The organism is Pseudolabrys sp. (assembly GCF_035943735.1).
In the GTDB taxonomy this organism is placed as follows: Bacteria; Pseudomonadota; Alphaproteobacteria; order Rhizobiales; family Xanthobacteraceae; genus Pseudolabrys.
The window spans coordinates 232,087-253,662 of sequence record NZ_DASZBV010000006.1 but is presented as its reverse complement, the minus strand read 5'-3'; the positions used below and the strand labels follow the sequence as shown (position 1 = coordinate 253,662).

General features: G+C 66.0%; 22 protein-coding genes. 9 read left to right on the top strand and 13 right to left on the bottom strand.

Translation table 11 applies throughout. The annotated features are described in order from the left end of the window. Positions 1-38: 38 nt before the first annotated feature. Both VGV41_RS04215 and VGV41_RS04210 read left to right on the top strand, forming a co-directional pair. On the top strand, positions 39-272 hold the full coding sequence (locus tag VGV41_RS04215) for a type II toxin-antitoxin system prevent-host-death family antitoxin (protein ID WP_326862403.1): 234 nt from the start codon (positions 39-41) through the stop codon (positions 270-272). Next, positions 269-670: a type II toxin-antitoxin system VapC family toxin gene (locus tag VGV41_RS04210; protein WP_326862402.1), complete on the top strand. Its 402-nt coding sequence runs from the start codon at positions 269-271 to the stop codon at positions 668-670. The genes VGV41_RS04215 and VGV41_RS04210 overlap by 4 nt, the downstream gene beginning before the upstream one ends. Positions 671-686: 16 nt before the next feature. Here VGV41_RS04210 and VGV41_RS04205 read toward each other — a convergent pair whose 3' ends face one another. Beyond that, complete coding sequence (locus VGV41_RS04205; RefSeq protein ID WP_326862401.1) at positions 687-1,226, bottom strand: flavin reductase family protein; 540 nt, start codon at positions 1,224-1,226, stop codon at positions 687-689. Positions 1,227-1,349: 123 nt separating this feature from the next. On the opposite strand from VGV41_RS04205, the gene VGV41_RS04200 reads away from it, so the two are divergent. After that, on the top strand, positions 1,350-1,748 hold the full coding sequence (locus tag VGV41_RS04200) for an MAPEG family protein (protein WP_326862485.1): 399 nt from the start codon (positions 1,350-1,352) through the stop codon (positions 1,746-1,748). Positions 1,749-1,751: 3 nt separating this feature from the next. On the opposite strand, the gene VGV41_RS04195 is transcribed toward VGV41_RS04200, so the two are convergent. The 3 genes from VGV41_RS04195 to VGV41_RS04185 are packed head-to-tail and all read right to left on the bottom strand — an operon-like array spanning position 1,752 to position 5,160. Next, positions 1,752-3,362: an isovaleryl-CoA dehydrogenase gene (locus tag VGV41_RS04195; protein ID WP_326862400.1), complete on the bottom strand. Its 1,611-nt coding sequence runs from the start codon at positions 3,360-3,362 to the stop codon at positions 1,752-1,754. 56 nt (positions 3,363-3,418) lie between these two features. Continuing rightward, positions 3,419-4,477 (bottom strand): N-acetyl-gamma-glutamyl-phosphate reductase, encoded by a 1,059-nt coding sequence (gene argC / locus VGV41_RS04190; protein ID WP_326862399.1) that lies wholly within the window; start codon positions 4,475-4,477, stop codon positions 3,419-3,421. After that, on the bottom strand, positions 4,477-5,160 hold the full coding sequence (locus VGV41_RS04185; RefSeq protein WP_326862398.1) for an FMN-binding negative transcriptional regulator: 684 nt from the start codon (positions 5,158-5,160) through the stop codon (positions 4,477-4,479). The genes argC and VGV41_RS04185 overlap by 1 nt, the downstream gene beginning before the upstream one ends. A 298-nt stretch (positions 5,161-5,458) precedes the next feature. Between VGV41_RS04185 and VGV41_RS04180 the strand changes: the two genes are divergently transcribed. Next, complete coding sequence (locus VGV41_RS04180) at positions 5,459-6,358, top strand: hypothetical protein (protein ID WP_326862397.1); 900 nt, start codon at positions 5,459-5,461, stop codon at positions 6,356-6,358. Positions 6,359-6,367: 9 nt separating this feature from the next. On the opposite strand, the gene VGV41_RS04175 is transcribed toward VGV41_RS04180, so the two are convergent. Together VGV41_RS04175 and VGV41_RS04170 are read right to left on the bottom strand one after the other, a co-directional pair. After that, complete coding sequence (locus VGV41_RS04175; protein ID WP_326862396.1) at positions 6,368-7,702, bottom strand: (Fe-S)-binding protein; 1,335 nt, start codon at positions 7,700-7,702, stop codon at positions 6,368-6,370. A gap of 58 nt (positions 7,703-7,760) precedes the next feature. Next, a complete protein-coding gene (locus tag VGV41_RS04170) occupies positions 7,761-8,306 on the bottom strand; it encodes a DUF6647 family protein (RefSeq protein ID WP_326862395.1) in 546 nt (181 codons plus the stop codon). 229 nt (positions 8,307-8,535) lie between these two features. Here VGV41_RS04170 and VGV41_RS04165 point away from each other — a divergent pair, with 229 nt between their 5' ends. Then, positions 8,536-9,069 carry a heme-binding protein gene (locus VGV41_RS04165; protein ID WP_326862394.1) on the top strand — a complete coding sequence of 178 codons (534 nt, stop codon included), beginning with the start codon at positions 8,536-8,538 and terminating at the stop codon, positions 9,067-9,069. Between the two features lie 49 nt (positions 9,070-9,118). Here the strand turns inward: VGV41_RS04165 and VGV41_RS04160 are convergent, their stop codons facing one another. Together VGV41_RS04160 and VGV41_RS04155 are read right to left on the bottom strand one after the other, a co-directional pair. After that, entirely contained in the window at positions 9,119-9,640 is a 522-nt protein-coding gene (locus tag VGV41_RS04160; protein ID WP_326862393.1) for a DedA family protein, read from the bottom strand. A 63-nt stretch (positions 9,641-9,703) separates the two neighbouring features. Beyond that, on the bottom strand, positions 9,704-10,807 hold the full coding sequence (locus VGV41_RS04155; RefSeq protein ID WP_326862392.1) for an AI-2E family transporter: 1,104 nt from the start codon (positions 10,805-10,807) through the stop codon (positions 9,704-9,706). 178 nt (positions 10,808-10,985) lie between these two features. On the opposite strand from VGV41_RS04155, the gene parE reads away from it, so the two are divergent. Next, on the top strand, positions 10,986-13,049 hold the full coding sequence (gene parE / locus VGV41_RS04150; protein ID WP_326862391.1) for a DNA topoisomerase IV subunit B: 2,064 nt from the start codon (positions 10,986-10,988) through the stop codon (positions 13,047-13,049). A gap of 156 nt (positions 13,050-13,205) precedes the next feature. Here parE and VGV41_RS04145 read toward each other — a convergent pair whose 3' ends face one another. Then, positions 13,206-13,682 carry a hypothetical protein gene (locus VGV41_RS04145; RefSeq protein WP_326862390.1) on the bottom strand — a complete coding sequence of 159 codons (477 nt, stop codon included), beginning with the start codon at positions 13,680-13,682 and terminating at the stop codon, positions 13,206-13,208. A 152-nt stretch (positions 13,683-13,834) separates the two neighbouring features. Continuing rightward, positions 13,835-14,806 carry a tripartite tricarboxylate transporter substrate binding protein gene (locus VGV41_RS04140; protein ID WP_326862389.1) on the bottom strand — a complete coding sequence of 324 codons (972 nt, stop codon included), beginning with the start codon at positions 14,804-14,806 and terminating at the stop codon, positions 13,835-13,837. A gap of 102 nt (positions 14,807-14,908) precedes the next feature. On the opposite strand from VGV41_RS04140, the gene VGV41_RS04135 reads away from it, so the two are divergent. Continuing rightward, positions 14,909-16,270, top strand: a complete 1,362-nt coding sequence (locus VGV41_RS04135; protein WP_326862388.1) for a peptide MFS transporter — start codon at positions 14,909-14,911, stop codon at positions 16,268-16,270. On the opposite strand, the gene pobA is transcribed toward VGV41_RS04135, so the two are convergent. From pobA to VGV41_RS04120, 3 genes are all read right to left on the bottom strand, one after another. Beyond that, positions 16,267-17,433, bottom strand: coding sequence for a 4-hydroxybenzoate 3-monooxygenase (pobA, locus tag VGV41_RS04130; RefSeq protein WP_326862387.1), 1,167 nt, complete (start codon positions 17,431-17,433; stop codon positions 16,267-16,269). The genes VGV41_RS04135 and pobA overlap by 4 nt on opposite strands. Positions 17,434-17,527: 94 nt before the next feature. Then, positions 17,528-18,013, bottom strand: a complete 486-nt coding sequence (locus tag VGV41_RS04125) for an isoprenylcysteine carboxylmethyltransferase family protein (protein ID WP_326862386.1) — start codon at positions 18,011-18,013, stop codon at positions 17,528-17,530. A gap of 13 nt (positions 18,014-18,026) precedes the next feature. Further along, positions 18,027-18,725 carry an alpha/beta fold hydrolase gene (locus VGV41_RS04120; protein WP_326862385.1) on the bottom strand — a complete coding sequence of 233 codons (699 nt, stop codon included), beginning with the start codon at positions 18,723-18,725 and terminating at the stop codon, positions 18,027-18,029. 214 nt (positions 18,726-18,939) lie between these two features. On the opposite strand from VGV41_RS04120, the gene VGV41_RS04115 reads away from it, so the two are divergent. Both VGV41_RS04115 and VGV41_RS04110 read left to right on the top strand, forming a co-directional pair. After that, positions 18,940-20,301, top strand: a complete 1,362-nt coding sequence (locus VGV41_RS04115) for a DEAD/DEAH box helicase (protein WP_326862384.1) — start codon at positions 18,940-18,942, stop codon at positions 20,299-20,301. A 185-nt stretch (positions 20,302-20,486) separates the two neighbouring features. Beyond that, positions 20,487-21,557 (top strand): diguanylate cyclase, encoded by a 1,071-nt coding sequence (locus VGV41_RS04110; RefSeq protein ID WP_326862383.1) that lies wholly within the window; start codon positions 20,487-20,489, stop codon positions 21,555-21,557. Positions 21,558-21,576: the final 19 nt, after the last annotated feature.

Genomic DNA, 21,576 nt, shown 5'->3' with positions numbered 1-21,576 from the left:
TATTGTGACCATGGTCGTGACCATAGTCAGGAACCACCATGACGAAAATCATGAAGGCCTCCGAGTTCAAGGCGAAATGCCTCGCCGTGATGGATGAAGTCGCGTCGACCCGCGAAGCCGTGGTGGTCACAAAGAATGGCGTGCCGCTGGTCGAGCTCGTGCCGCTTCAGAACAAGCCGAAGCGCGATCTCATAGGGCTGTTCAAAGGTGACCTGGTTATCAAGGGCGACATCATCTCTCCCATCGACGTCGAATGGGACGCCGAGCGGTGATCGTCCTCGATACCCACGTCCTCATCTGGCTGACGAGCGGTCAACGCGTTTTGGGGAAGCAAAGCCGGACCGTGTTCGAGCGCGCGACCGCGGAGGGTGACGTCGCAATCAGCGTCATTAGCTACTGGGAACTCGGAATGCTCGTCGCGAAGGGCCGGCTCGCGGTCACGCACGAGCCGACGCATTACCGGGATCGTCTTCGCGAAACCGCGATCAAGGAACTGCCGCTCACTGCAGACGTCGCCATTCTTTCGGCAGGTCTCGAGAATTTGCACGGTGATCCTGCGGACCGCTTCATCGCCGCAACCGCGATAGCTCACGGTGCGACTTTGCTGACGGCAGACAAAAATCTGCTGAACTGGCGCAACCCACTGCCGCGTCAGAATGCGACGCGCTGACCGCTGACGCCGCCGCCTACCAGTTCGCGTCGTGGTCCAGTTCCCAGAAGTCGATGGCCGCTTCGGGCGCCTTCGTCGTCTTGTAATGCAGCGTCGCGTACTTGCCGCCGTGGAAAACGAGCGGCAAGCGGTCGTCATCGCGCAATCCGAGCACACGGCCGATGAAGAGACTGTGGTCGCCGCAGTCGTGCCGCGCCTCCACCTCGGCGGCGAGCGCGGCGCAGACATTGGCCAGCACCGGCACGCCGGCCATGTGCTCGAACAGCAATTCCGGTTCGGTCGGCCCTTGGCCGGCGAAGTGCCGGCTGATCGCCTCCTGCCCCTGCGCCAGCATGCTGACGCCGAAGGTGCGCGACGTCGCAAGCAGCGTGTGCAATTTCGCCTTTCTGGCGACCGAGATGATGCAGAGCGGCGGCGAAAGCGAGCCGGACATGAAGGCGTTGGCCGTCATGCCGCGCACGCCGCCTTCCGCCTCCGCCGTGATCACGGTCACGCCGGTGGCGAAGCGGCCCATCACCCTGCGAAAAAGCATCAAATCGACCGGCGTGTCGGCCATGCGTCCTGCTCCTGCGCCCGTCGCGTAACCGAGCCGCGGCCGGCGTGCAAGCTTCACCCCGAGACAGAAGGGCCGACTTCTTCTAATCTCGCGCGATCGGCAAAGCCCGGGGAGATACGCATGCTGACCAAGGAACTGTTGTGGCTGACGCTCACCGTGATCCTCACCGGGCTGTTGTGGGTCCCCTACATCCTCGACCGCATCGTGACGCGAGGCCTGATGGGCGCGATGGCCAATCCGTCGCGCAACGACACGCCGCAGTCGGCCTGGGCGCAGCGGCTGTATTTCGCGCACACCAATGCGGTGGAAAACCTCGTCATCTTCGCGGCCCTGGTGCTGATCCTTGATGCCGAAGGCCGCTCGACGGCGGCGACGGTGACCGCCTGCGCCGTCTATTTCTGGGCGCGGCTCGCACACGTCATCATCTACGCGTTGGGCATTCCGGTCATCCGCACGCTGGCCTTCGCCGTCGGTTTCGCGGCGCAGGCGACTTTGGTGCTGGCCATCTTCGGCAAGGCGTAAAGCCTACTGCAGCGGCGCGGCGCGCGCGACAATCGCAGCCGCATCGACGCCGCGCGGCAAGGTCCCGAAAACGGCGCCGCTGCCCTGCTCGAGGCGCGAGGCGCAGAACGCGTCCGCCACTTCCGGCGGCGCGTGGCGCACCAACAGCGCCGCCTGCAGCGCCAGCACCAGGTCGCGCACCAGCGCGCGCGCCTGCGCCTCGTCGCGGCGGTCCGGCGCGGCGAGCCGCTCCGCAAGCCGGTCGAGGAACGGCTGCACGCGCGGCTCGTCGCCGACGTCGAACTCCGCCGCCAGCACCTCGGCGGCGCCGGGCGTGCGGTCGAGCGCGCGCAGTACGTCGAGGCACATCACGTTGCCCGAGCCCTCCCAGATCGAGTTGACCGGCGCCTCGCGATAGAGGCGCGGCATGATGCTCTCCTCGATGTAGCCGGAGCCGCCGAGCACCTCCATCGCCTCGCCGGTCACCGTCAGCGCCCGTTTGCAGATCCAGAACTTGGCCGCCGGCGTCATCACGCGGCGGAACACCTGCGCCGCCTGATCGCTCTCGTCATAGGCGCGCGCAAGACGGAATGTCAGCACCGCCGCCGCTTCGGCTTCGAGCGCGAGATCGGCGAGCACATTGGTCATCAAGGGCTGGTCGACGAGCTTCTTCTGGAACGCGGTGCGGTGCATCGCATGGTGCACCGCCTGCGCCACCGCCTGCCGCATCAGGCTGGACGAGCCGATGGCGCAGTCGAGCCGCGTGTAATTGCCCATCTCGATGATGGTCGGGATGCCGCGCCCCTCCTCGCCGATCAGTTCGGCATAGGCGCCGTCGAATTCGACCTCGCTTGACGCATTCGACTTGTTGCCGAGCTTGTCCTTGAGCCGGTTGATGTTGACCGCGTTGCGCTCGCCGTCCGGCGTCCAGCGCGGCATCAGGAAACAGCTCAGGCCCTTCGGCGCGTTGGCGAGGATGAGGAAGGCGTCGCACATCGGCGCCGACATGAACCATTTGTGACCGAACAAGCGGAAGCCGCCGTCGGCGGGCTCGGCGCGGGTGACGTTGGTGCGCAGGTCGGAGCCGCCCTGGTTCTCGGTCATGCCCATGCCGACGAGCGCCGAAGTTTTCTCGCGCGCCGGGCGGAAATGCGGATCGTAGTAATGCGAGAAGATGCGCGGCAGCCATTCCTTGGCGACGGCGCGGTTCTGGCGCAGCGTCGGCACCGAACCGTAGGTCATGGCCAGCGGGCACAGCACGCCGCTTTCGATCTGGCCGAGCATGTAGCAGCCGGCCGCACGCAGCACATGCGCGCCCGGCTTCGGATCGGCCCACGGGCTCGAATGCAGGCCGCCCTTCAGCGCCAGAGTCATCAGCGCGTGCCATGCGGGATGAAACTCGACCTCATCCAGACGATGACCGAAACGGTCGAAGGCCTTGAGCTGCGGTGGAAAACGGTTGGCGGCGAAGCCGAGCGCGATGGTCTCCGGCAGGCCGAGCTCGCCGCCGAGGCTGGTCAGCCGGCCCTGGCCCCAGTCGGCGCCTTCGCGCGCGACGGCCTCGCGCAGCACAAGGTCGCCGGTGAAGAGGTTGTAGCCTTCGAGCGGCGGCGGCTGGTTCTGGACCTCGAACATGTTCCCTCGTCCTCCCGCAGCCGCCCCGGCAGGACGAGACTAATGCACGCGACGATTCACGGAAACAGCGCGACCTGGTCGAGGCCCGTCGTCTCCGGCCAGCCCATGATCAGGTTCATGTTCTGGATCGCCTGGCCGGACGCTCCCTTCACCAGATTGTCGAGCGCCGCGATTATGATCGCCCGGCCCTCGCGCCGGTCTTTGGCGACGCCGATGAAGGTCATGTTGGAGCCGCGCACGTGGCGCGTCTGCGGCGTCTCGCCGAATGGCAGGACGTGCACGAAGGGCTCCTTCGCGTAGAACTTTGAAAGTATCTCGTGAAGTTCTTCCGGCGTCTTCCCCCGCCGGCCCTTCACATAGATGGTCGACAGGATGCCACGGTTCATCGGCACCAGGTGCGGCGTGAACGAGACGATGACCTCCCTGCCGGCGGCGGCCGAGAACTCCTGGTCGAGCTCGGCCATGTGCCGGTGGTGGCCGACGCCATAGGCGTTGAAGCCTTCGGACACTTCCGAAAACAACATCGCCTCCTTCGCCGCGCGGCCGGCTCCGGTCATGCCCGACTTGGCGTCGATGACAATGTCGTCGAGCTCGATCGCCTTGGCCTTGATCAGCGGGATGAGCGGCAATTCGGCGCAGCTCGTGTAGCAGCCGGGATTGGCGACCAGCTTGGCGTGGCGGATCTGCCGCCGGTGGATCTCGACCAGCCCGTACACCGCCTGCGTCTGCAATTCCGGCGCATGATGCTCGTGGCCGTACCATTTGGCATAAGCCGCCGTATCCGCCAGCCGGAAGTCGGCCGACAGGTCGACGACCTTGGTCGATGGCGCGGCCGCGAACAGGTCCTTGATCACCTTCTGCGTCGTCGCATGCGGCAGCGCGCAGAAGGCGACGTCGAGGCTGGCCCCCACCCAGTCGAGGCCGTCCAGCGCCACGAGCGTCGGCAATTCGAACGGCGAGAACTGCGGGAACACGTCGCGCATCTTCTTGCCGGCCGAACGTTCGGCGGTGAGCAGCGTGATCTCGACCTTGGGATGGCGCAGCAGCAGCCGCACCAGTTCGGAGCCGGTGTAGCCGGAGGCGCCGAGGACGCCGACCTTTGCCTTGCTGGCCATCAGACTTCTCCACTCTCGGCGAGCGCGGCGGCGGGCCGGCTCGCGGGGTTCTGGTACATCAAATGCGGCCGCAGCGCGACCATGCGCGCGGCGATCGCCTGCGCGGCGGGATCGTCCTGCGCCGAAAGCCGTGACGTCACGGCGACATGGTCGGCATCGATCTTGTTCTGGTTGAGCTTGAACTTGCCCTCGATGGTCTCGACCAGCATCTCGATGACGACGATGGCGTGCATCATCTGCTCCAGCCGCGCCGGCGACACCGTGTCGGCCGTCCACGGCTCCGCGAGGCCGCCTTCGAAGCGGGCGGTGAGCGCGTCGAGATGGGCGCGCGCGTGCTCGGCCGGCACCATGGCGACCGGACCGGACAGGTGCACGCTCTCGTAGAGCCAGGTCGGCACCTGGTCGGCGCTGGCGTACCAGCCGGCCGAGACATAGGCATCGGCCCCCTGCACGGCGAGAAGCCAGGTGCCGCCCTTCTCCGCGACCTGCGCCAGCGGATTGGCGCGCGCCAGATGGAAGCTGACGCGCGGACTTTTGCCCGGCCGCTCCTCGATCAGGAACGGCACCGGCGAAGCCTGCGGCCGTCCGCCGTCGCAGCTCACGACGAGGCCAAAGCCGCGCGCGGCCGCGAACGCCAGCGCGAGCGCGGGATGCTGAACCTTAAAGGCGGGAGGCGTGTACATCGCGTATCTCCGAGCAAAGAGCCGCCGGAGGCCACCGCCGCACTTGTCTTTTGGTCTTGAAGGGAAGAACCGTCAGAAGGTGCCGCGGAGCCTGTCCTGCGGCACGGGTGACGACTAACGCCTCGCCCGTGCCGGGGTGGCACGGCGGCGGCGGAGCTTTGCGGGTGCGAAAGCGGTCGTCATGGATGTGCGATATAGGGGGCGCCTTCAGGTGCGTCAAGCAGCAACCCCGCTGGCGCAACGTCCCTGCCCGGCGCTACCCTCATGGCAATTAGAAAAGCAAAGGGAGGGAGCACTTATGCAGAAAACCATATCACTGGCGCTCGCGCTCGCCGCCGGCCTGACGCTCGTCTCGGCCGCCCGGGCCGCCGAGTGGAAGGTCATTTCCGACAAGACCGTCGAGGGTTTCGGCCACAACGAGTCGGTCGCCTGGGATCCAACGGAGAAGGTGTTCTACACCGGCAACTTCGGCGCGGCGCTCAAACCCGCCGACAAGGACGGACAGGGGTCGATCACCAAAGTCGCGGCGGACGGCAAGATCCTGCAGAAGCATTTCCTGCCTGCCAATGGCGAGGTCATGAACAAGCCGAAAGGCATCTGGATCAAGGGCCGCAATCTCTGGGTCACCGACATCGACGTGCTCTGGCAGTTCGACCTCAAGACCAAGAAGAGCAAGAAACTCGACCTGCCCGTCAATTACGCGAACGATCCGGCCCTGATCGGCAACTCGCTCTACGTCAGCGACAACCGCAACGACAAGGTGCTGCGCATCACGCCGGCCGACTTCCTCAACGCCAGAAAGGCGCCCAAGATCGAGGTCGTCTATACCGGCAAGGGCATCGACCCGAACGGGCTGTGGCCGGCCAAAGGCGGCGGCCTGCTGATGGCAGGGTTCGTCGACAAGGCTCATCCGAAGGCCATCTACGCCATGAAGCCCGGCCAGGAGCCGAAGGCGTTGACCAAGGACATCGGCCTGCTCGACGGACTCTATCAGGCGAGGAACGGCGACATCTTCGCCACCGACTGGGTCACCAATTCGCTGTTCGTCTGGAATGCGAAGGACGGCGTGAAAACGCTCGTCACCGGCATCAAGGGCCCGGCCGACTTCGCCGTGGTGCCGAACGGGAAAGGGCTGCTGATCGCGCAGCCCGATTTGGTGCAGGGCCACATCCGCTTCATCGAGGTGCAGAGGAAGTAAGCGCGGGCCTCAGCGGCCGAGCGGCAACGGCTGCTCGGCGAGCATCGCCTTGAGCACGACCTCGCGCGCCAGCGCGGGGTCGATGTTGCGCGCGGCGAGCATGTCGGCGCAGTCGGCGACGATGGCGTCGGCGTCCTGCATGATCTTGAGCCGCTTGAAGCCCGTCGCGTGGTCGAGGCCCATGCTGGCGCCGACGATCTCCAGCACGTTGACGACGCGGAACGGCCAGTCGCGCTCGTGCGCGCAGAACTCGCGATAGTCGACGTGATAGATCACCGCCAGCGCGTCGACCTTCGCCGCGGCTGCCGCTTCGAGCTCGGCGCGGTGCAGGTTGCGCTTGTACTCGGGCAGTGCATTGAGCGCATTGCCGACGAGGCCGACCGCGGGCTGGTCGAGATCGACAAGCTCGACTCCCGGCACCATGCGCAGCAGTTCGACGCCGGCCTCGGTGACGCCCCTGATGCCGGGGTGCCGGTGCAGCGCGACGCGCAGCGGCACCGGCCGCGTCAGCAGCGGCCGCAATCTTTCGAGGTGCGGCTTCAGGAACAGCATGAACGGCGTCATCTCGAACGGCCGCGCGCCGCGCATCTTCTCGATGGTGGGGATGGTCGTCTCGGTGAACTGCACGTGGCAGCTCGGGCACCAGGAGATGACGCCGGTCTTGCCCTCGGCGAGCCGGTCGAGCGAACTCGTCGCCTGCCGGCCGGACACCTCGGTGTCGCCGGTGCGCAACTGGATGACCCCGCAGCAATGGTTCGGCCCGCCCATCACTTTATAGGTGACGCCGACCGCGTCCATGATGTCGAGCGCGTAGAGCGCGATATGCGGCGTCTTGAGCACGTTGCAGCCGGTGTAGAAGACGAAGTCCGGCCGCTCGCCTTCCTTCGCGGTCGAGCCGCTCGCCAGCCGTCCCTCGACCTTCTGGCCGAGCCGAGCCAGTTCGTCGTCGGTGAGCTGCACGGACGACAGCACCTTCACCCCGTCGGCGACGAGGCGAAAGTTCTCGATGCCGGTTTTGCGGCGCTCGCGCAGGTCGACCGTGTTGCGCTTGAGCGCGACGCGCGTCATCGCCAGCAGGAAGCGCGGGTTGATGGCTTCCGGGCAGGCCTCGATGCAGTCGCCGGAGAGTGCGCAGCCTGTCGCCCAGGCTTGCGACGCCGCCGTACCCTTGCCGCCGCGCAGGATGTCGATGACGCCGCCGATGACGTCCTGCGGCGCGGCGTCGCCGACGCCGGCGGGCCCGGTCACCGGGCAGACCTCGACGCATTTGCCGCAGCGCGTGCAGGCGTCGATCATGTCGTGGGTACGCGCGGCGAGCGCGATTTCGAAGGCGGTTTCGGTCATCGGCGCGGCTCCTGACGAGCCGCATTATGGGCGATGGCCGCCGCCCTCGCCAGCACCCTCACGGACAGGTCAGGCCATCGATCTGGGATTGCGAGACGCCGACGAACGCGTAGGGCTGCGCGACGCCGTGCTCGCGCAGCCATTCGACCTGCAGCCGATAGGCCTGCCGTTCCGTCTCCTCGCGGCAGTCGAATTCGACGTTGTTGCCGATCTGCATGTGATGCACCAGCTCGTGCAGCAGGATGCTCTGGTCGAGCAGATTGTCGAGCGCGAGCGCGTCGGCGAGAAACAATATGTGCTGATCGCGCGCATAAAGCGCCAGCGGCCGCACGCCTTCGTAGCCCTCGGCATTGCCAAAGAACATGATCGCCAGGTCGCGGGTCGTCCGCACCTCGATGCGCGGCACCGACGCCGTCTTCCACCCGGTCTTGCCCGCGATCCAGCGGACCTCCGCCTCCGCCATGGCCTGGCGCGTGTCGCTTGCGTCCTGCGGCAGCACCGGGACGGTTGCGCCACGCTCGGCCCGCGCCGACAGGCCGGCCGTCAGGATCGCCGCCATCACCAGCACGAGAAGCTTTGAACCTGCCCCGGCCTTCGAAGCCATCACTGCCCCGCGTTTTGCGATGCACTGCAGCAGAGGCCGTGTTTATATCAAGATTACGCCCGCTTTTTCGCTTTTCGAAAACCGGCCAACCTGGCGATTATTTCCTTCTCCTTTGAGCACAAACAAATTTCTTTCTACATCCAGTCGCTTGCCACCTCATCGGCCTTCCCTAGAATGTGCGCGCCGGCGTCGCCTTGATGCCGGTCAACAACATACGCGGGAGGAAATGATGCGAGTGATCACAAGCGCGCTGGCGCTGTGTGCCGCAATCGTGATGTCGACGGCAGCGTTCGCCCAGGTGCCGGCCAATCCGAACAACCCGGCAGAGAAGGTGCCGGAAAAACTGACTTACACGCCGTACGGTGCGCCGATCACTTTGGCGGACGCCAAGAAGGTCGCGGCTGCCGCTCTGGCCGAAGCCACCAAGCGCGGCTGGCCGATGTGCATCGCCGTGGTGCAGCCGAGCGGCGATCTCGTCTACTTCGAGAAGATGGACGATTGCCAATATGCGTCGATCACCATCTCGCAGCGCAAAGCCCAATCCGCGGCCCGCTTCCGCCGGCCGACTTTGGTGTTCGAGCGGCTGATCGGCAACAGCCAGTTCAACGCCTATCTGCCCACGCTCGGCGACACTTTCACCGGCTCGCGTGGCGGCAATCCGCTCGTCGTCAACGGTCACATCATCGGCGCGGTCGGCGTCTCGGGCGGTACCGGCTCGCAGGACGACACGATCTCGCAGGCCGGCGCGGCGGCGCTGAAGTAACAACGATGAGATGCAAGCCGCCGGGCCGCAATGCCCGGCGGCTTATTATTTAGGAAATCCAGGCGAAGACCTTGCCGACGCCGCCACCGAGCGCGATCAGCACGGCCGCCCATAGGAATGCCGAGCCGAAATTGGCGATCTGGAATCGCCAGAACGGCATTTCGAAAATCCCGGCGACCAGCGGCACAGCGGCACGCAACGGTCCGAAGAAGCGGCCGATGACGACGCCGAGCGCGCCCCATTTCTTCACGAAGGCCTCGCCGCGCGGGATGAGATCGGGATGCCGCGACAGCGGCCACATGTGCGCGACGGAATATTCGAGCTTGAGGCCGATCCAGTAGGACAGCCAGTCGCCGCAGGCCGCGCCCAACGCACCGGCAATCCACACCGGCCAGAAGCTCAAAGTGCCGGCGCCGACCAGCGCGCCGATCGCGACCAGCGCGCCCCAGGCCGGCACCAGCAGTGAAATGAAGGCAAGCGACTCGGCGAAGGCGAGCGCGAAGACGATCGGCGGCGCCCATACGGAATGGTCGCGCACGAAGTCGGCGGCGTGATCGAGGGCTCCGAACATCGAGGGGATGGGCCGGTGTGGTCATCATCCTCTTACCCAACCGCCCTGCCCGACGCCAGCGGCTTATTCCGGCAGCGCCGGCTCGTCGCGCGGGAAGAGATATTCGGCCGCCACCATGGCGATGATCAGGAGCGGGACCGAGAGGAAGGCACCGACCGGTCCCCATAGCCAGGTCCAGAACACCAGCGACAGGAACACCGTGAGCGGATTGAGCGTCAGCCGATGTCCGATGACGCTCGGCGTGATGAAGTGCCCCTCCGCCGTACCCATCGCGAGATAGAGAAGCGGCGGAATGATCGCGTGCGTCAGCGTGGTGAAGCTGACGACGCCGACGAGAAACATCGCGACCTCGACCATCAGCGCGCCGATATAGGGAATGTAGTTGAGCACGAAGCCGAGCACCGCCCAGGCGACCGGATCGGGCAGCCCCGTCGCCCAGGCGATAATGCCGGAGCCCACGCCGACGCACAGATTGATCACCGTCACCGTCGAGAGATAGCCGGTGAGATTGTGCTCGATGTCGTTGAAGATCTTGAGCACGCGGAGCTTGGCTTCGCGTTGGTTGAACAGCGCCACCGAGACGCGGCGGAACTGCGAGCGCCCGAGCAGCATGAAGAACAAGGCGCCGAAGAAGATCAGCATCTGCCCGATACCGGGCGCCACGATCGCCACCACCGGCTGCACGAAGCTGACGAGGTCGACGCCGATGCTGCCTTTCTGGCTCGCCGGCAGCAGCGAGTCGCGCAGGGTCTGCAGGGTCGACAACGGGCCTTGCAGCACGTGCAGCTTCTGCATGATGTTCTGCCCGATCTCGGGCGCGCGGCCGATCCACTGCACCGCCGGAGCGGCGAGCAGGAGCAGAACGCCGTAGAAGACGCCGATCACCAGGACCCAGAGCACCAGGGCTATGAGCACCGCCGGGATGCCCGCCCGCTCGGCCCGTGCGGACACCGGACCCAGCATCATGGTCAAAACAAAGGCTGAGACCGCCGGCACCAGCACCGGACGCGCCAGGTTAAAGGCGGCGATCAGCAGGATGAGGAATATGCCGGTGTTCGCCACATAGGCGGCGGTCCGCCACATCTCCGGACCCGCCTCGACCTGCCCGATCTCGAGGATCGAGTGGCGCCTTTGGTGCACGGCGTGGCCGGTCTCCGGCTTGTTCATGGGGCATCTTTCGCGTGAATGGAACTCCTGATAACGGCGAAAGCCCCCTTTGGTTGCTTTCGTTCCGCCTTGTTCCCGCCCGATCCGCCGGTCACCTACCGCCCGCCTGCGGCGCACCCCGAGCGTCCCCATCTGGCATAGTGGACGCCACGTGATTCGTTTGAGCTGAAGGATTTCGATGGCAAAAGCGGCGGCCAAGAAGAAACCGGGCCAGGAGCCCGACCTTTTCGCGGACGGCAGTCGTCCGGCGGCAAAATCCACGCCCGCGGGCCGCGCCAAACCGGCGCGCGGCTCCGGCGACGGCACCTATTCGGCCAAGCACATCGAGGTGCTGGAGGGGCTGGAGCCGGTGCGCCGGCGTCCCGGCATGTATATCGGCGGCACCGACGAGAAGGCGATGCACCACCTCTTCGCCGAGGTGATCGACAACGCAATGGACGAGGCGCTGGCCGGCTATGCCGACTGGATCGAGGTCGAACTCGATAAGGACGGCTTCGTGTCGGTGACCGACAACGGCCGCGGTATGCCGGTCGACAACCACCCGAAGTTCAAGAACAAGTCGGCGCTCGAAGTGATCATGTGCACGCTGCATGCCGGCGGCAAGTTCGACTCGGAGGTGTACGAGACCTCCGGCGGTCTGCACGGCGTCGGTGTCTCGGTCACCAATGCGCTGTCGGAGCGGCTGGAAGTCGACGTCTGGCGCGAGCAGACGCAGTACCGCATGGCGTTCGAGCGCGGCAAGCCGAAGGGCAAGCTGGAGAAGGTCGGCCGCGCGCCGAACAAGCGCGGTACGCGCGTGCGTTTCCGCCCCGATCCGCAGATCTTCGGCGCCAAGGCGCACTTCAAGCCCGAGCGGCTGTTCAAGATGGCGCGCTCGAAGGCCTACCTGTTCGGCGGCGTCGAAATCCGCTGGCACTGCGCGCCCGAACTGCTCAAGGGCACCGACGACGTGCCGGAGACGGCGACGTTCCACTTCGCCGACGGCCTCAAGGAGTATCTCGCCGGCAGCATGGCGGGCGCGACGCTCGTTCATCCCGACATCTTCACCGGCACCGCGGGCAAGCCCGGCCGCGCCGGAGCGGTCGAATGGGCGATCGCCTGGTCGGCCGACACCGACGGCTTCCTCAATTCCTACTGCAACACCGTGCCGACGCCGGACGGCGGCACGCACGAGTCCGGCTTGCGTTCGGCGCTGCTGCGCGGCCTGAAGGACCACGCCGCCCGCGTCGGCAAGGAGAAGCAGTCGGGCAGCATCACCAGCGAAGACGTGATGACCGGCGTCGGCGCCATGCTCTCGGTATTCGTGCGCGAGCCGGAATTCCAGGGCCAGACCAAGGATCGGCTGGCCACCGCGGAAGCGCAGCGCATTGTCGAGCAGGCGATCAAGGACCCGTTCGACCACTGGCTCGCCGGCAATCCGATGCAGGCGAACAAGCTCCTCGACTTCGTCATCGAGCGCGCCGATGAGCGCATCCGCCGGCGCCAGGAAAAGGAGATCTCGCGCAAGACCGCGGTGCGCAAGCTGCGCCTGCCGGGCAAGCTCGCCGACTGCACCAACTCGGCGTCGGACGGTTCCGAGATCTTCATCGTCGAGGGCGACTCGGCCGGCGGCTCGGCCAAGCAGGCGCGCGACCGCCGCACGCAGGCGGTGCTGCCGCTGCGCGGCAAGATTTTGAACGTCGCCTCCGCAGGCAAGGACAAGCTGGCGCAGAACGCGCAGCTCTCCGATCTGGTGCAGGCGCTCGGCTGCGGCACCGGCGCGCATTTCAAGACCGACGATCTTCGCTACGAGAAGATCGTCATCATGACCGACGCCGACGTCGACGGCGCGCATATCGCCTCGCTGTTGATCACCTTTTTCTACCGGCAGATGAAGGGACTGATCGACGCGGGCCGTTTATACCTCGCGGTGCCGCCGCTCTATCGGCTGTCGCACGGCGGCAAGATCTTTTACGCGCGCAACGACAAGCACAAGGACGAACTCCTGAAGAAGGAGTTTCACGCCAACGCGAAGGTCGAGGTCTCGCGCTTCAAGGGCCTCGGCGAGATGATGGCGGCGCAATTGAAAGAGACGACGATGGCCCCGGGCAAACGCACACTGCTGCGGGTCAAGCTGGTCGCCGACGACGTCAAGTCGACCGAAAAGGCCGTCGAGCGGCTGATGGGCAACAAGCCGGAAGCGCGCTTCGAGTTCATTCAGGAGCGCGCCGAGTTCGCCGGCGAGGAATTGCTGGACGTTTGACGACTTCCCGCTCGTCCGCGCGCGCAGACATCGGGGGCACCCGATGTCTGCCACCAAAAGCGCGCAAGTCGGCTATAGCCGACTTGCGGTGGGGACCCAGCACAGACGTCCCGCTGTCAAAGGTCCAGCTGGATTCCCGCTTTCGCGTGTAGGTCCCTACCCGCACCGGTGCAGCAACGGCGTCTTAGCGCTGCGGCCGACGACGGCGCCATCTTTCACCACCACGGCGCCGTTCTCGATGCGGTTGAACAACGTGCGCCGCGTGTCATGTTCGACGCGGAAGATCAGGCGCTGCTGCTGCTGGCCATCGGCGCCAGGCTTGAACACGACGTCGACCGAGACGCGCGTCTTCGACAGGGCCTCGGCGGCGATCACGCGGTAGCTGTTGGTTTCGTATTCCGGCCCGAGATCGTGCCTTTCGACGACGGTGTCCGGCTGCATCTCGAAAATGCTGACGTGCGGATTGGCGGGTGTCGCCGGCGCCGCGCAATTCACCGCCCAGGCGCCGAACAGGCCGAAGTCCTTGAGCACGGCGGCAACCGCCGGTTTGGTCGTGGCGGCCGGTGCGGCTTCCGTTGCAGCGGCAGTATGAACACCGGCAACCAGCAGCACCAGAAACGCAGCAACACGCATGATCCCGAACTTCCGCGACGGCAGACGACGACAGAAGCGACCTTAGCAGTACGGCGCGCCGCAGCAATCGAAACCGCGGCGGCGCGCGCGATCAGTTGTGCATGACCCGGACGCCGCCACAATCGACGACGCCCGGGCGCGAACCATTGGCCTCAGTCAAATTTCAGGTGCGCCGCCGCGGCGACGCCCTTGTAGGTCTCGATGTCCTTCGCGATCACCTTGCCGAAAGCCGCACCGGTCGGGCCACCCGGCGTTACCGCCATCTTCTTCAGCCCCTCCTGCACGTGCGCATCGGCCAGCGCCTTACCCAGTTCCCGGGTGAGCTGATCGACGATCGGCTTTGGCGTCCCAGCCGGTACGAAGAAGCCGCTCCAGAGCTCGATATTCACTTCCGGATAGCCGGCCTCCGCCATGGTCGGCACGTTCGGCAACAGCGGCGAGCGCTCCGAGCCGGTAACCGCCAGCGCCTTGGTCTTGTGCGCGAGCACCAGCGGGATTGCGGGCGGTCCGTCCGAGATGGTGAACAGGCACTGCTCGCTCAGAACACAGGTGTTCGACTCGTTCGAACCCTTGAACGGGATGGCCACCGCCGGCATGCCGGTCTTCAGCTTCAACAACTCCGCGGCGATGGTGAAGGCCGGCGACGACGTGCCGTAATTCGACTTGTCGGGATGCGCTTTGGCCCAGGCCACCAATTCCTTGACGTTGTTGGCGGGATGATCGCCCGGCACCACCAGCACCAGCGGGAACGACGCGATCATGTTGAGCGGGATGAAGCTCGTCATCGCGTTGTAGGTGATGTTGTGAATGACGGCGGTCGCGATCGACATCTGCCCCGTCGCCCCGACCATGACGGTGTAACCGTCCGGCGCCTGCTTGGCGACGTATTCGCTGGCGAGACGTCCGCCGGCGCCCGGCTTGTTTTCGATGATGGCCTTGTGCCCGGTCTGCTCCTGGAACTTCTGGATAACGAGACGGGCGAACAGGTCGTTGCCGCCACCGGCAGCGAAGCCGACAATGACGCGAATCGGACGGCTCGGATAATCGTCGGCGTGCGCGGTCGCGGCAGTCGCCGCGAAGGCGAAGACGCCCAGCGCAAACAATATGAAGCGGCGGATCGGCATTTTTCCTCCCTGTCGTTTTTTGTATCGTGCGTTGTGGCTGCGAGCCTACACTGAGCGCGCCACCGGCGAAAAGGCCATTCTCATGACGGGCTTGCGCGCAGGATGAACGCGCCCTCCGGAGGCCCTGCCCACCGCGGCGCCGAACGCTTCGGTCATCCGCCGGCACTGACTTTCCTGTTTGCGACCGAGATGTGGGAGCGCTTCTCTTATTACGGGATGCGCGCCCTGCTCGTTCTCTACATGGTCAAATACCTGCTGGCGCCCGAGCATACCGGCACCGTGTACGGGCTTGCCGCCTTCAAGGCCGCCCTGGAGGCGGTGTTCGGCCCACTGGCGCCGCAGCCTTTCGCCTCGCAGATCTACGGCTTCTATACCGGGCTGGTTTACCTCACGCCGATCGCCGGCGGCCTGATCGCGGACCGCATCCTGGGACAGCGGCGCACCGTCCTGATCGGCGCCGCGCTCATGGCGGTCGGCCACTTCATGATGGCATCCGAGCGGCTTTTCCTGTTCGCGCTGTTCGTGCTGATCCTCGGCAACGGCGCCTTCAAGCCGAACATCTCCACCCAGGTCGGCGCGCTCTACGCGCCCGGCGACCGGCGGCGCGACCGCGCCTTCTCCATTTTCTACGTCGGCATCAATCTTGGCGCATTCCTGTCGCCGCTCGTCTGCGGCACGCTCGGCGAAGAGTACGGCTGGCACTACGGCTTTGCCGCCGCCGGCGTCGGCATGACGCTCGCACTGATCATCTACCTCGCCGCGACGCCAACCTTGCCGGCCGACGCGTTCGCCAAACGCGAGACCGCGCAAACGCCGCTGACGCGCGCCGACTGGCAGGCGATCATCGCGCTGTTGCTGCTGGTGCTGCCGGTGAGCCTGTTCTGGGCGACCTACGAGCAGCAGGGCAACACGATCGCGCTGTGGGCCGACCAGCAGACCGACCGCCACGTCGATCTCCTGCTCTTCGCCTTCGACATTCCGGTGACCTGGTTTCAGGCGTTCAACCCGTTCATGATCTTCGCTTTCACGCCGCTCGTCGTGGCGCTGTGGCGGCGGCAGGGCGCGCGCGAGCCGGCGACGGTGACCAAGCTGGCGATGGGCTGCTTCCTCAACGCCGCCGCCTGGCTGGTGATGGCGCTGGCCGCCTGGTACGTCGGCGGCGCCAAGGCGAGCTGGCTATGGCTGTTCGCCTTCTTCGTCATCATCACCGTCGGCGAGCTCTATCTCTCGCCGACCAGCCTGTCGCTCGTCACCAAGGCGGCGCCGGTGCGCGTGCTCTCGCTAATGATGGGCGTGTGGCTCGCCACGTCCTTCGTCGGCAACTTCCTCGCCGGCTATCTCGGCACGCTCTGGTCGCGGCTCGACCGCGTGCCGTTCTTCCTGATGCTGGCTCTGATCGCCGCCGCCGCGGGGGCGGTCATCGCCCTCCTCGACCGGCCGCTTCGCCGCGTGCTGCGCGACTAGTCGAGCGGCAGCCCGACATATTGCTCGGCGAGCGATTTCGCGGCCGTCTGCGAATGCGTCAGATAAGCGAGGTCGGCGAGCTGGCGGCGGCGGTCGAACGCAGTCTCGTCGGGGAAGACGTGCATGATCTGCGTCATCCACCACGAGAAGCGCTGCGCCTGCCAGACGCGGCTGAGACAGGTGTCGGTGTATTTCTCGATGCCGTCGCTGCTGTGCTTCTTGAAGAAAGCTTCCAGCGCGCGCGCCATGTAGACGACATCGGCAAAGGCAAGGTTCATGCCCTTGGCGCCGGTTGGTGGCACGATGTGCGCCGAGTCACCGGCGAGCAGAAGGCGGCCGTATTGCATCGGCTCGGCGACGAACGAGCGCATCGGCGTGATGCCTTTCTGCAGCATCTTGCCTTCCTGCAATTTGCGCGCACCGCCGAGGCGCCGGTGCAGTTCTTCCCAGATGCGGTCGTCCGGCCAGTTGGCGATGTCCTCGTCGTGATCGCATTGCAGATAAAGCCGCGACAGGCTCATCGAGCGCATCGTGTAGAGCGCGAAGCCGCGGTCGGTGTACGAATAGATCAGTTCGTGATCGGGCGGCGGGCTTTCCGCGAGAATGCCGAGCCAGCCGAACGGATAGTCGCGGTCGAACACGCGCATGCGCTCGGCCGGAATGCTCGGCCGGCAGATTCCGTGAAAGCCGTCGCAGCCGGCAATGAAGTCGCAGTCGATCGTCTCGGCCTTGCCTTGATGCGTGAAACGGATCTGCGGCCGCTGCGAGGTCACATCGTGCACGCTGACATCGTCGACCTCGAACAGGATCGGCCCGCCGTCGGCGCGGCGCAGCGCGACCAGGTCCTTCACCACCTCCTGCTGGCCGTAGATGGTGACGCGCTTGCCGACCAGCGCCTTGAAGTCCATGCGATGGAGGTCGCCGTTGATGCCGACATTGTTGCCCCAGTGCAGCACGCCCTCGCGCGCCATGCGCTCGCCGGCGCCGACGTCGGTCAACAGATCGGCCGCCCAGTGCTCGATCAGCCCCGCGCGGATGCGGTTGTAGATGTACTCCTCGCTGCGGTTCTCGATGATGATCGAGGAGATGCCGGCAAGATGCAGAAGCCGCGCCAGCATGAGGCCGGCCGGCCCCGCTCCGATGATTCCGACTTGTGCGCGCACGCATTTCCTCCCGGCGAAAACGGCTTTTGCCCCATTGGGCGGGCCGGACGGCGCAGGCCAAGGGACTTTTGCGGGAAAGACTGGAACGATTCCGTCAGCCGGGCCAGCCGTAGCGCGGCACGCGGTCGCGGTAGCGGCGATAGGGGTCGCCGAACGTGGCTTCCAGGTAGCGTTCCTCGCGCCGGACCACGCCGAAGTGCAGGGTGACGGCGAGCAGCACCGTCATCACCAGCATCCAGTCGGAGGCCAAGAGGATCGCCAGCCCCGCCACCATGACGATCAGGCCGACATACATCGGATTGCGCAGAAAACGGAAAATGCCGTGCGTCACCAGCGCGCTCGCCGGCTTCCACGGCTCGACATGCGTGCCGGCGCGGCGGAAGGCGAGCACCGCCGGGATGCCAAGCGCGGCCGCGATGGCGAACAGCGGCACGGCGATCTCGATCCGCTGCGCGAAGGTCAGCAGCACAGTCAGGACGTAAGCTGGAAACAGTCCGTCGAGCAGCAAACCGAAGACGACCGCCGCCAGCGCCAGAAGCGGCGGCGGCGCGATCACGCCGGCGGTGTCGCGTGCGGTCATCGGTTGCTCACTCTCACTTCAGCCACTCGACCAGCGCGGCGTTCACCGCCTCCGGCTGTTCCAGCGTCGACAGATGCGCGCAGTCCGGCACCACGACGAGCCTGGCGCCGGGAATGCCGGCGGCGATCTCGCGCGCCAGATCGGGCGGCGTCGCCGCGTCGGCATCGCCGACCAGCACCAGGGTCGGACAGCGGATCGCCGACAGCATGGGACGTGAATCGGGCCGCGACATGATCGCCTTCAACTGGCGGATGAAGCCGTCGGCGCCGGTCTCTTCGGCCATCGTGCGTACGAGGCCGGTCAGCGCCGCATCGTTCTGGCGGTCGCGATGGACGTAACGCGGCATCGACAGGTCCGGGATCTCGGCATAACGCCCGGCCTGCGTCATCGCGATCTGGGTCTGGCGCCCGGCGGTCTGGTCCGGCGTATCGGCGCGCGCCGAGGTGTCGAGCAGCGCCAGCCGCGCGATGCGCTCCGGCGCGACCCGCATCATGGCCAAGGCGATGTAGCCGCCCATCGACAGGCCGGCGAGCGAAAAGCGCGGCGGCGCATTGTCGAGGATCCGCCGCGCCACGGCATCGATGTGGTCGTCCTGACGATGGTCGGCGACCATGATCGGGGCGAACGGCCATAGCGCCGCGACCTGCGGCGCGTAGAGCCTGGCGCTGCAGGTCAGCCCGGGAACCAGCAAAAGCGGCAAGGACACGGGCATTTTCGGTCTCCGTTCGCTGAAAGATTAAGCCTGCATGGGCTTAATGCACGGCAAAGCATTGACTTTGGCCTGTTCGACCTTATGTTCCCCGCATCCGGACCGAACGATACGAAGATTCGGCCCTTTCCCCCGCGCACAGCAACGCTTTACTCGTCGGCGCGGGCCAATCGTCCGGCGCAGGCCCCTCTGATGGCCGCCCCCGACTTGAGGTTATATGTCCTTCTCCCATCTCGGCCTTTCCGACAAGGTGCTCGGCGCCATTGAATCGGCCGGCTACAAGACCCCCACCCCTATCCAGGAACAGGCCATCCCGCACGTGCTCGCCCGGCGCGACGTGCTCGGCATCGCCCAGACCGGCACCGGCAAGACGGCGGCCTTCGTGCTGCCGATGCTCACGATGCTCGAACAGGGACGCGCCCGCGCGCGCATGCCGCGCACGCTGATCCTCGAGCCGACACGCGAACTCGCGGCGCAAGTGGCCGAACAGTTCGAGAAATACGGCAAGAACCACAAACTCAACGTCGCCCTGATCATCGGCGGCGTCTCGTTCGGCGACCAGGACACCAAGCTCCTGCGCGGTGTCGACGTCCTGATCGCCACGCCCGGCCGCCTGCTCGATCATTCCGAACGCGGCCGCCTTTTGCTATCGGGTTGCGAGCTCCTGATCATCGACGAGGCCGACCGCATGCTCGACATGGGCTTCATCCCCGACATCGAGCGCATCGGCAAGCTGGTGCCGTTCACGCGGCAGACCCTGTTCTTCACCGCGACCATGCCGCCGGAAATCCAGCGTATCGCCGACACCTTCCTGCACAATCCGGTGCGAGTCGAGGTTTCCCGCCCCGCGACTGCCGCCACCACCATCACCCAGCTCAAGGTTCAGACCGGCCGCGATCCGGCCGAGAAGCGCGAGACGCTTCGCCGGCTCCTCCGCGACGCCGACAATTTCAAGAACGCCATCATCTTCTGCAACCGCAAGCGCGAAGTGGCGCTGCTGCATCGCTCGCTGGTGCGGCACAAGTTCAACGCGGTGGCGTTGCACGGCGATCTCGACCAGTCGGCACGCACGGCCGCGCTGGACGCCTTCCGCAGCGGCGAAGCCAAGCTCCTGATCGCCTCGGACGTCGCCGCCCGCGGCCTCGACATTCCGGACGTCAGCCACGTCTTCAATTTCGATGTTCCGCATCACGCCGACGACTACATTCACCGGATCGGCCGCACCGGCCGCGCCGGCAAATCCGGCGTTGCCATCAGCATCGTCGCGCCGATGGACGGCAAATCGATCGACGCCATTGAGAAGCTGACCGGGCAGACGATCCCCTGGATGGCGAAGTCCGCCGCCGCGGCCGAACCCGCGCCGGAAGCCGAGGCCACCCCTGCCCGGGCCGAGCGGCACGAGCACCGGGGCGGCGACCGGGGCGAGCGCCGGCACCAGCGCCCGCGCGGCGAGCCGCGTGAACCTCACCGGCCCTCCAATGAACCCCGCCGTCCGCAGCAGCGGCCGCGGGAAGTGGAGGAGGCAGACACCAGTCATCTGCCGGCCTTCCTGCTCCGTCCGGTGACCCTGAAAGCCTGATGCGCGCGGGGTTTAGCCCCGCCGCTACCACCCCCTACGGTTGTGCCCTGGTTTCGTTTCCCGGGTTTACCCAGCATTCACCGGCCTCGCATACCGTCACCTGCAGGATGGCAAAGGTGGACCCCGACGGGTCCGTCCTGAGGCCAAACACCTCGGGTTTTCAAGGTAGTAGAGAGGATCGGCCGATGACGGCGCAAGCCGACGACCATCAACGCACGATGGCGTACGCTGAAATCGCGCTCGGCCAGATCAAGGCGCTGCGCCTGCCGGCGATCCCGCGCAATTACGAAATCTGGTACGCCTACGCGACCGGTTATCAGCCTTCCCTCAACCAGCAGATCAACGAGACCCTGCAGCAGCGTGGCACCCTCACCGATGCCGAGCTCGAGGCGATCTATGAAGCTTTTCTGGCGCCGACCCGCCTTTCCGACCGCATCGGCAATGTCGGCACCAAGGTGATGGACGAGATCGAGCAGGTGATGGCGATGATCGACGCCGCCGCCGGCTCCGCCACCAGCTACACCGAAAGCCTCGCCGACATGACCGAGAAGCTCGGCCAGTCGAAGGACCGCGAGGGCCTGCGCGCTATCGTCGAAAGCCTCGTGCACACCGCCAAGGAGATGGAAGTCTCCAACCAGAAGCTGGAAGCGCGGCTGAACGCCTCGAAGCAGGAAATCAACGAGCTGCAGGTCAACCTCGAGACGGTACGCAACGAGAGCCTGACCGATCCGCTGACGCAGCTCGCCAACCGCAAGTTCTTCGATAACACGCTCGAGGACGCGATCGCGGAAGCGCGCGGGCGCAACGAGCCGCTGTCGCTGATGCTGACCGACATCGACCACTTCAAGACCTTCAACGACTCGTTCGGCCACCTGACCGGCGACCAGGTGCTGCGTCTCGTCGCCATGTCGGTGAAGCAGAACGTCAAGGGCCAGGACACGGCGGCCCGTTACGGCGGCGAGGAATTCGCTGTGGTGCTGCCGAACACCGTACTGCGCTCGGCGATCACCGTCGCCGATCACATCCGCCGCGCGGTGATGACCAAGGAACTGATGAAGCGCTCGACCGGCGAGCATCTCGGCCGCGTCACCGTGTCGATCGGCGTCGCCACCTTGCGCAAGAGTGACACGCCTCAGAGCCTGATCGAGCGCACCGACGCGTGTCTCTATGCCGCCAAACGGCACGGCCGCAATCGGGTGATGTGCGAGACCGATCCGGAAGTCGCGGCGCCCGGCACCGCCGCCAAGGTCGCCTGAGCGCGGCTGCCCGCCGCCC

What these genes read in the sequence shown, in the direction of transcription:
- VGV41_RS04145 (WP_326862390.1), bottom strand. Translation starts at nt 13,682, where the DNA reads ATGCGTGTTGCTGCGTTTCTGGTGCTGCTGGTTGCCGGTGTTCATACT.
- parE (WP_326862391.1), top strand. Translation starts at nt 10,986, where the DNA reads ATGGCAAAAGCGGCGGCCAAGAAGAAACCGGGCCAGGAGCCCGACCTT.
- VGV41_RS04185 (WP_326862398.1), bottom strand. Translation starts at nt 5,160, where the DNA reads ATGTACACGCCTCCCGCCTTTAAGGTTCAGCATCCCGCGCTCGCGCTG.
- VGV41_RS04170 (WP_326862395.1), bottom strand. Translation starts at nt 8,306, where the DNA reads ATGGCTTCGAAGGCCGGGGCAGGTTCAAAGCTTCTCGTGCTGGTGATG.
- VGV41_RS04110 (WP_326862383.1), top strand. Translation starts at nt 20,487, where the DNA reads ATGACGGCGCAAGCCGACGACCATCAACGCACGATGGCGTACGCTGAA.
- VGV41_RS04120 (WP_326862385.1), bottom strand. Translation starts at nt 18,725, where the DNA reads ATGCCCGTGTCCTTGCCGCTTTTGCTGGTTCCCGGGCTGACCTGCAGC.
- VGV41_RS04125 (WP_326862386.1), bottom strand. Translation starts at nt 18,013, where the DNA reads ATGACCGCACGCGACACCGCCGGCGTGATCGCGCCGCCGCCGCTTCTG.
- VGV41_RS04180 (WP_326862397.1), top strand. Translation starts at nt 5,459, where the DNA reads ATGCAGAAAACCATATCACTGGCGCTCGCGCTCGCCGCCGGCCTGACG.
- VGV41_RS04140 (WP_326862389.1), bottom strand. Translation starts at nt 14,806, where the DNA reads ATGCCGATCCGCCGCTTCATATTGTTTGCGCTGGGCGTCTTCGCCTTC.
- VGV41_RS04160 (WP_326862393.1), bottom strand. Translation starts at nt 9,640, where the DNA reads ATGTTCGGAGCCCTCGATCACGCCGCCGACTTCGTGCGCGACCATTCC.
- VGV41_RS04135 (WP_326862388.1), top strand. Translation starts at nt 14,909, where the DNA reads ATGAACGCGCCCTCCGGAGGCCCTGCCCACCGCGGCGCCGAACGCTTC.
- VGV41_RS04165 (WP_326862394.1), top strand. Translation starts at nt 8,536, where the DNA reads ATGCGAGTGATCACAAGCGCGCTGGCGCTGTGTGCCGCAATCGTGATG.
- VGV41_RS04175 (WP_326862396.1), bottom strand. Translation starts at nt 7,702, where the DNA reads ATGACCGAAACCGCCTTCGAAATCGCGCTCGCCGCGCGTACCCACGAC.
- VGV41_RS04215 (WP_326862403.1), top strand. Translation starts at nt 39, where the DNA reads ATGACGAAAATCATGAAGGCCTCCGAGTTCAAGGCGAAATGCCTCGCC.
- VGV41_RS04155 (WP_326862392.1), bottom strand. Translation starts at nt 10,807, where the DNA reads ATGAACAAGCCGGAGACCGGCCACGCCGTGCACCAAAGGCGCCACTCG.
- argC (WP_326862399.1), bottom strand. Translation starts at nt 4,477, where the DNA reads ATGGCCAGCAAGGCAAAGGTCGGCGTCCTCGGCGCCTCCGGCTACACC.
- VGV41_RS04205 (WP_326862401.1), bottom strand. Translation starts at nt 1,226, where the DNA reads ATGGCCGACACGCCGGTCGATTTGATGCTTTTTCGCAGGGTGATGGGC.
- VGV41_RS04195 (WP_326862400.1), bottom strand. Translation starts at nt 3,362, where the DNA reads ATGTTCGAGGTCCAGAACCAGCCGCCGCCGCTCGAAGGCTACAACCTC.
- VGV41_RS04115 (WP_326862384.1), top strand. Translation starts at nt 18,940, where the DNA reads ATGTCCTTCTCCCATCTCGGCCTTTCCGACAAGGTGCTCGGCGCCATT.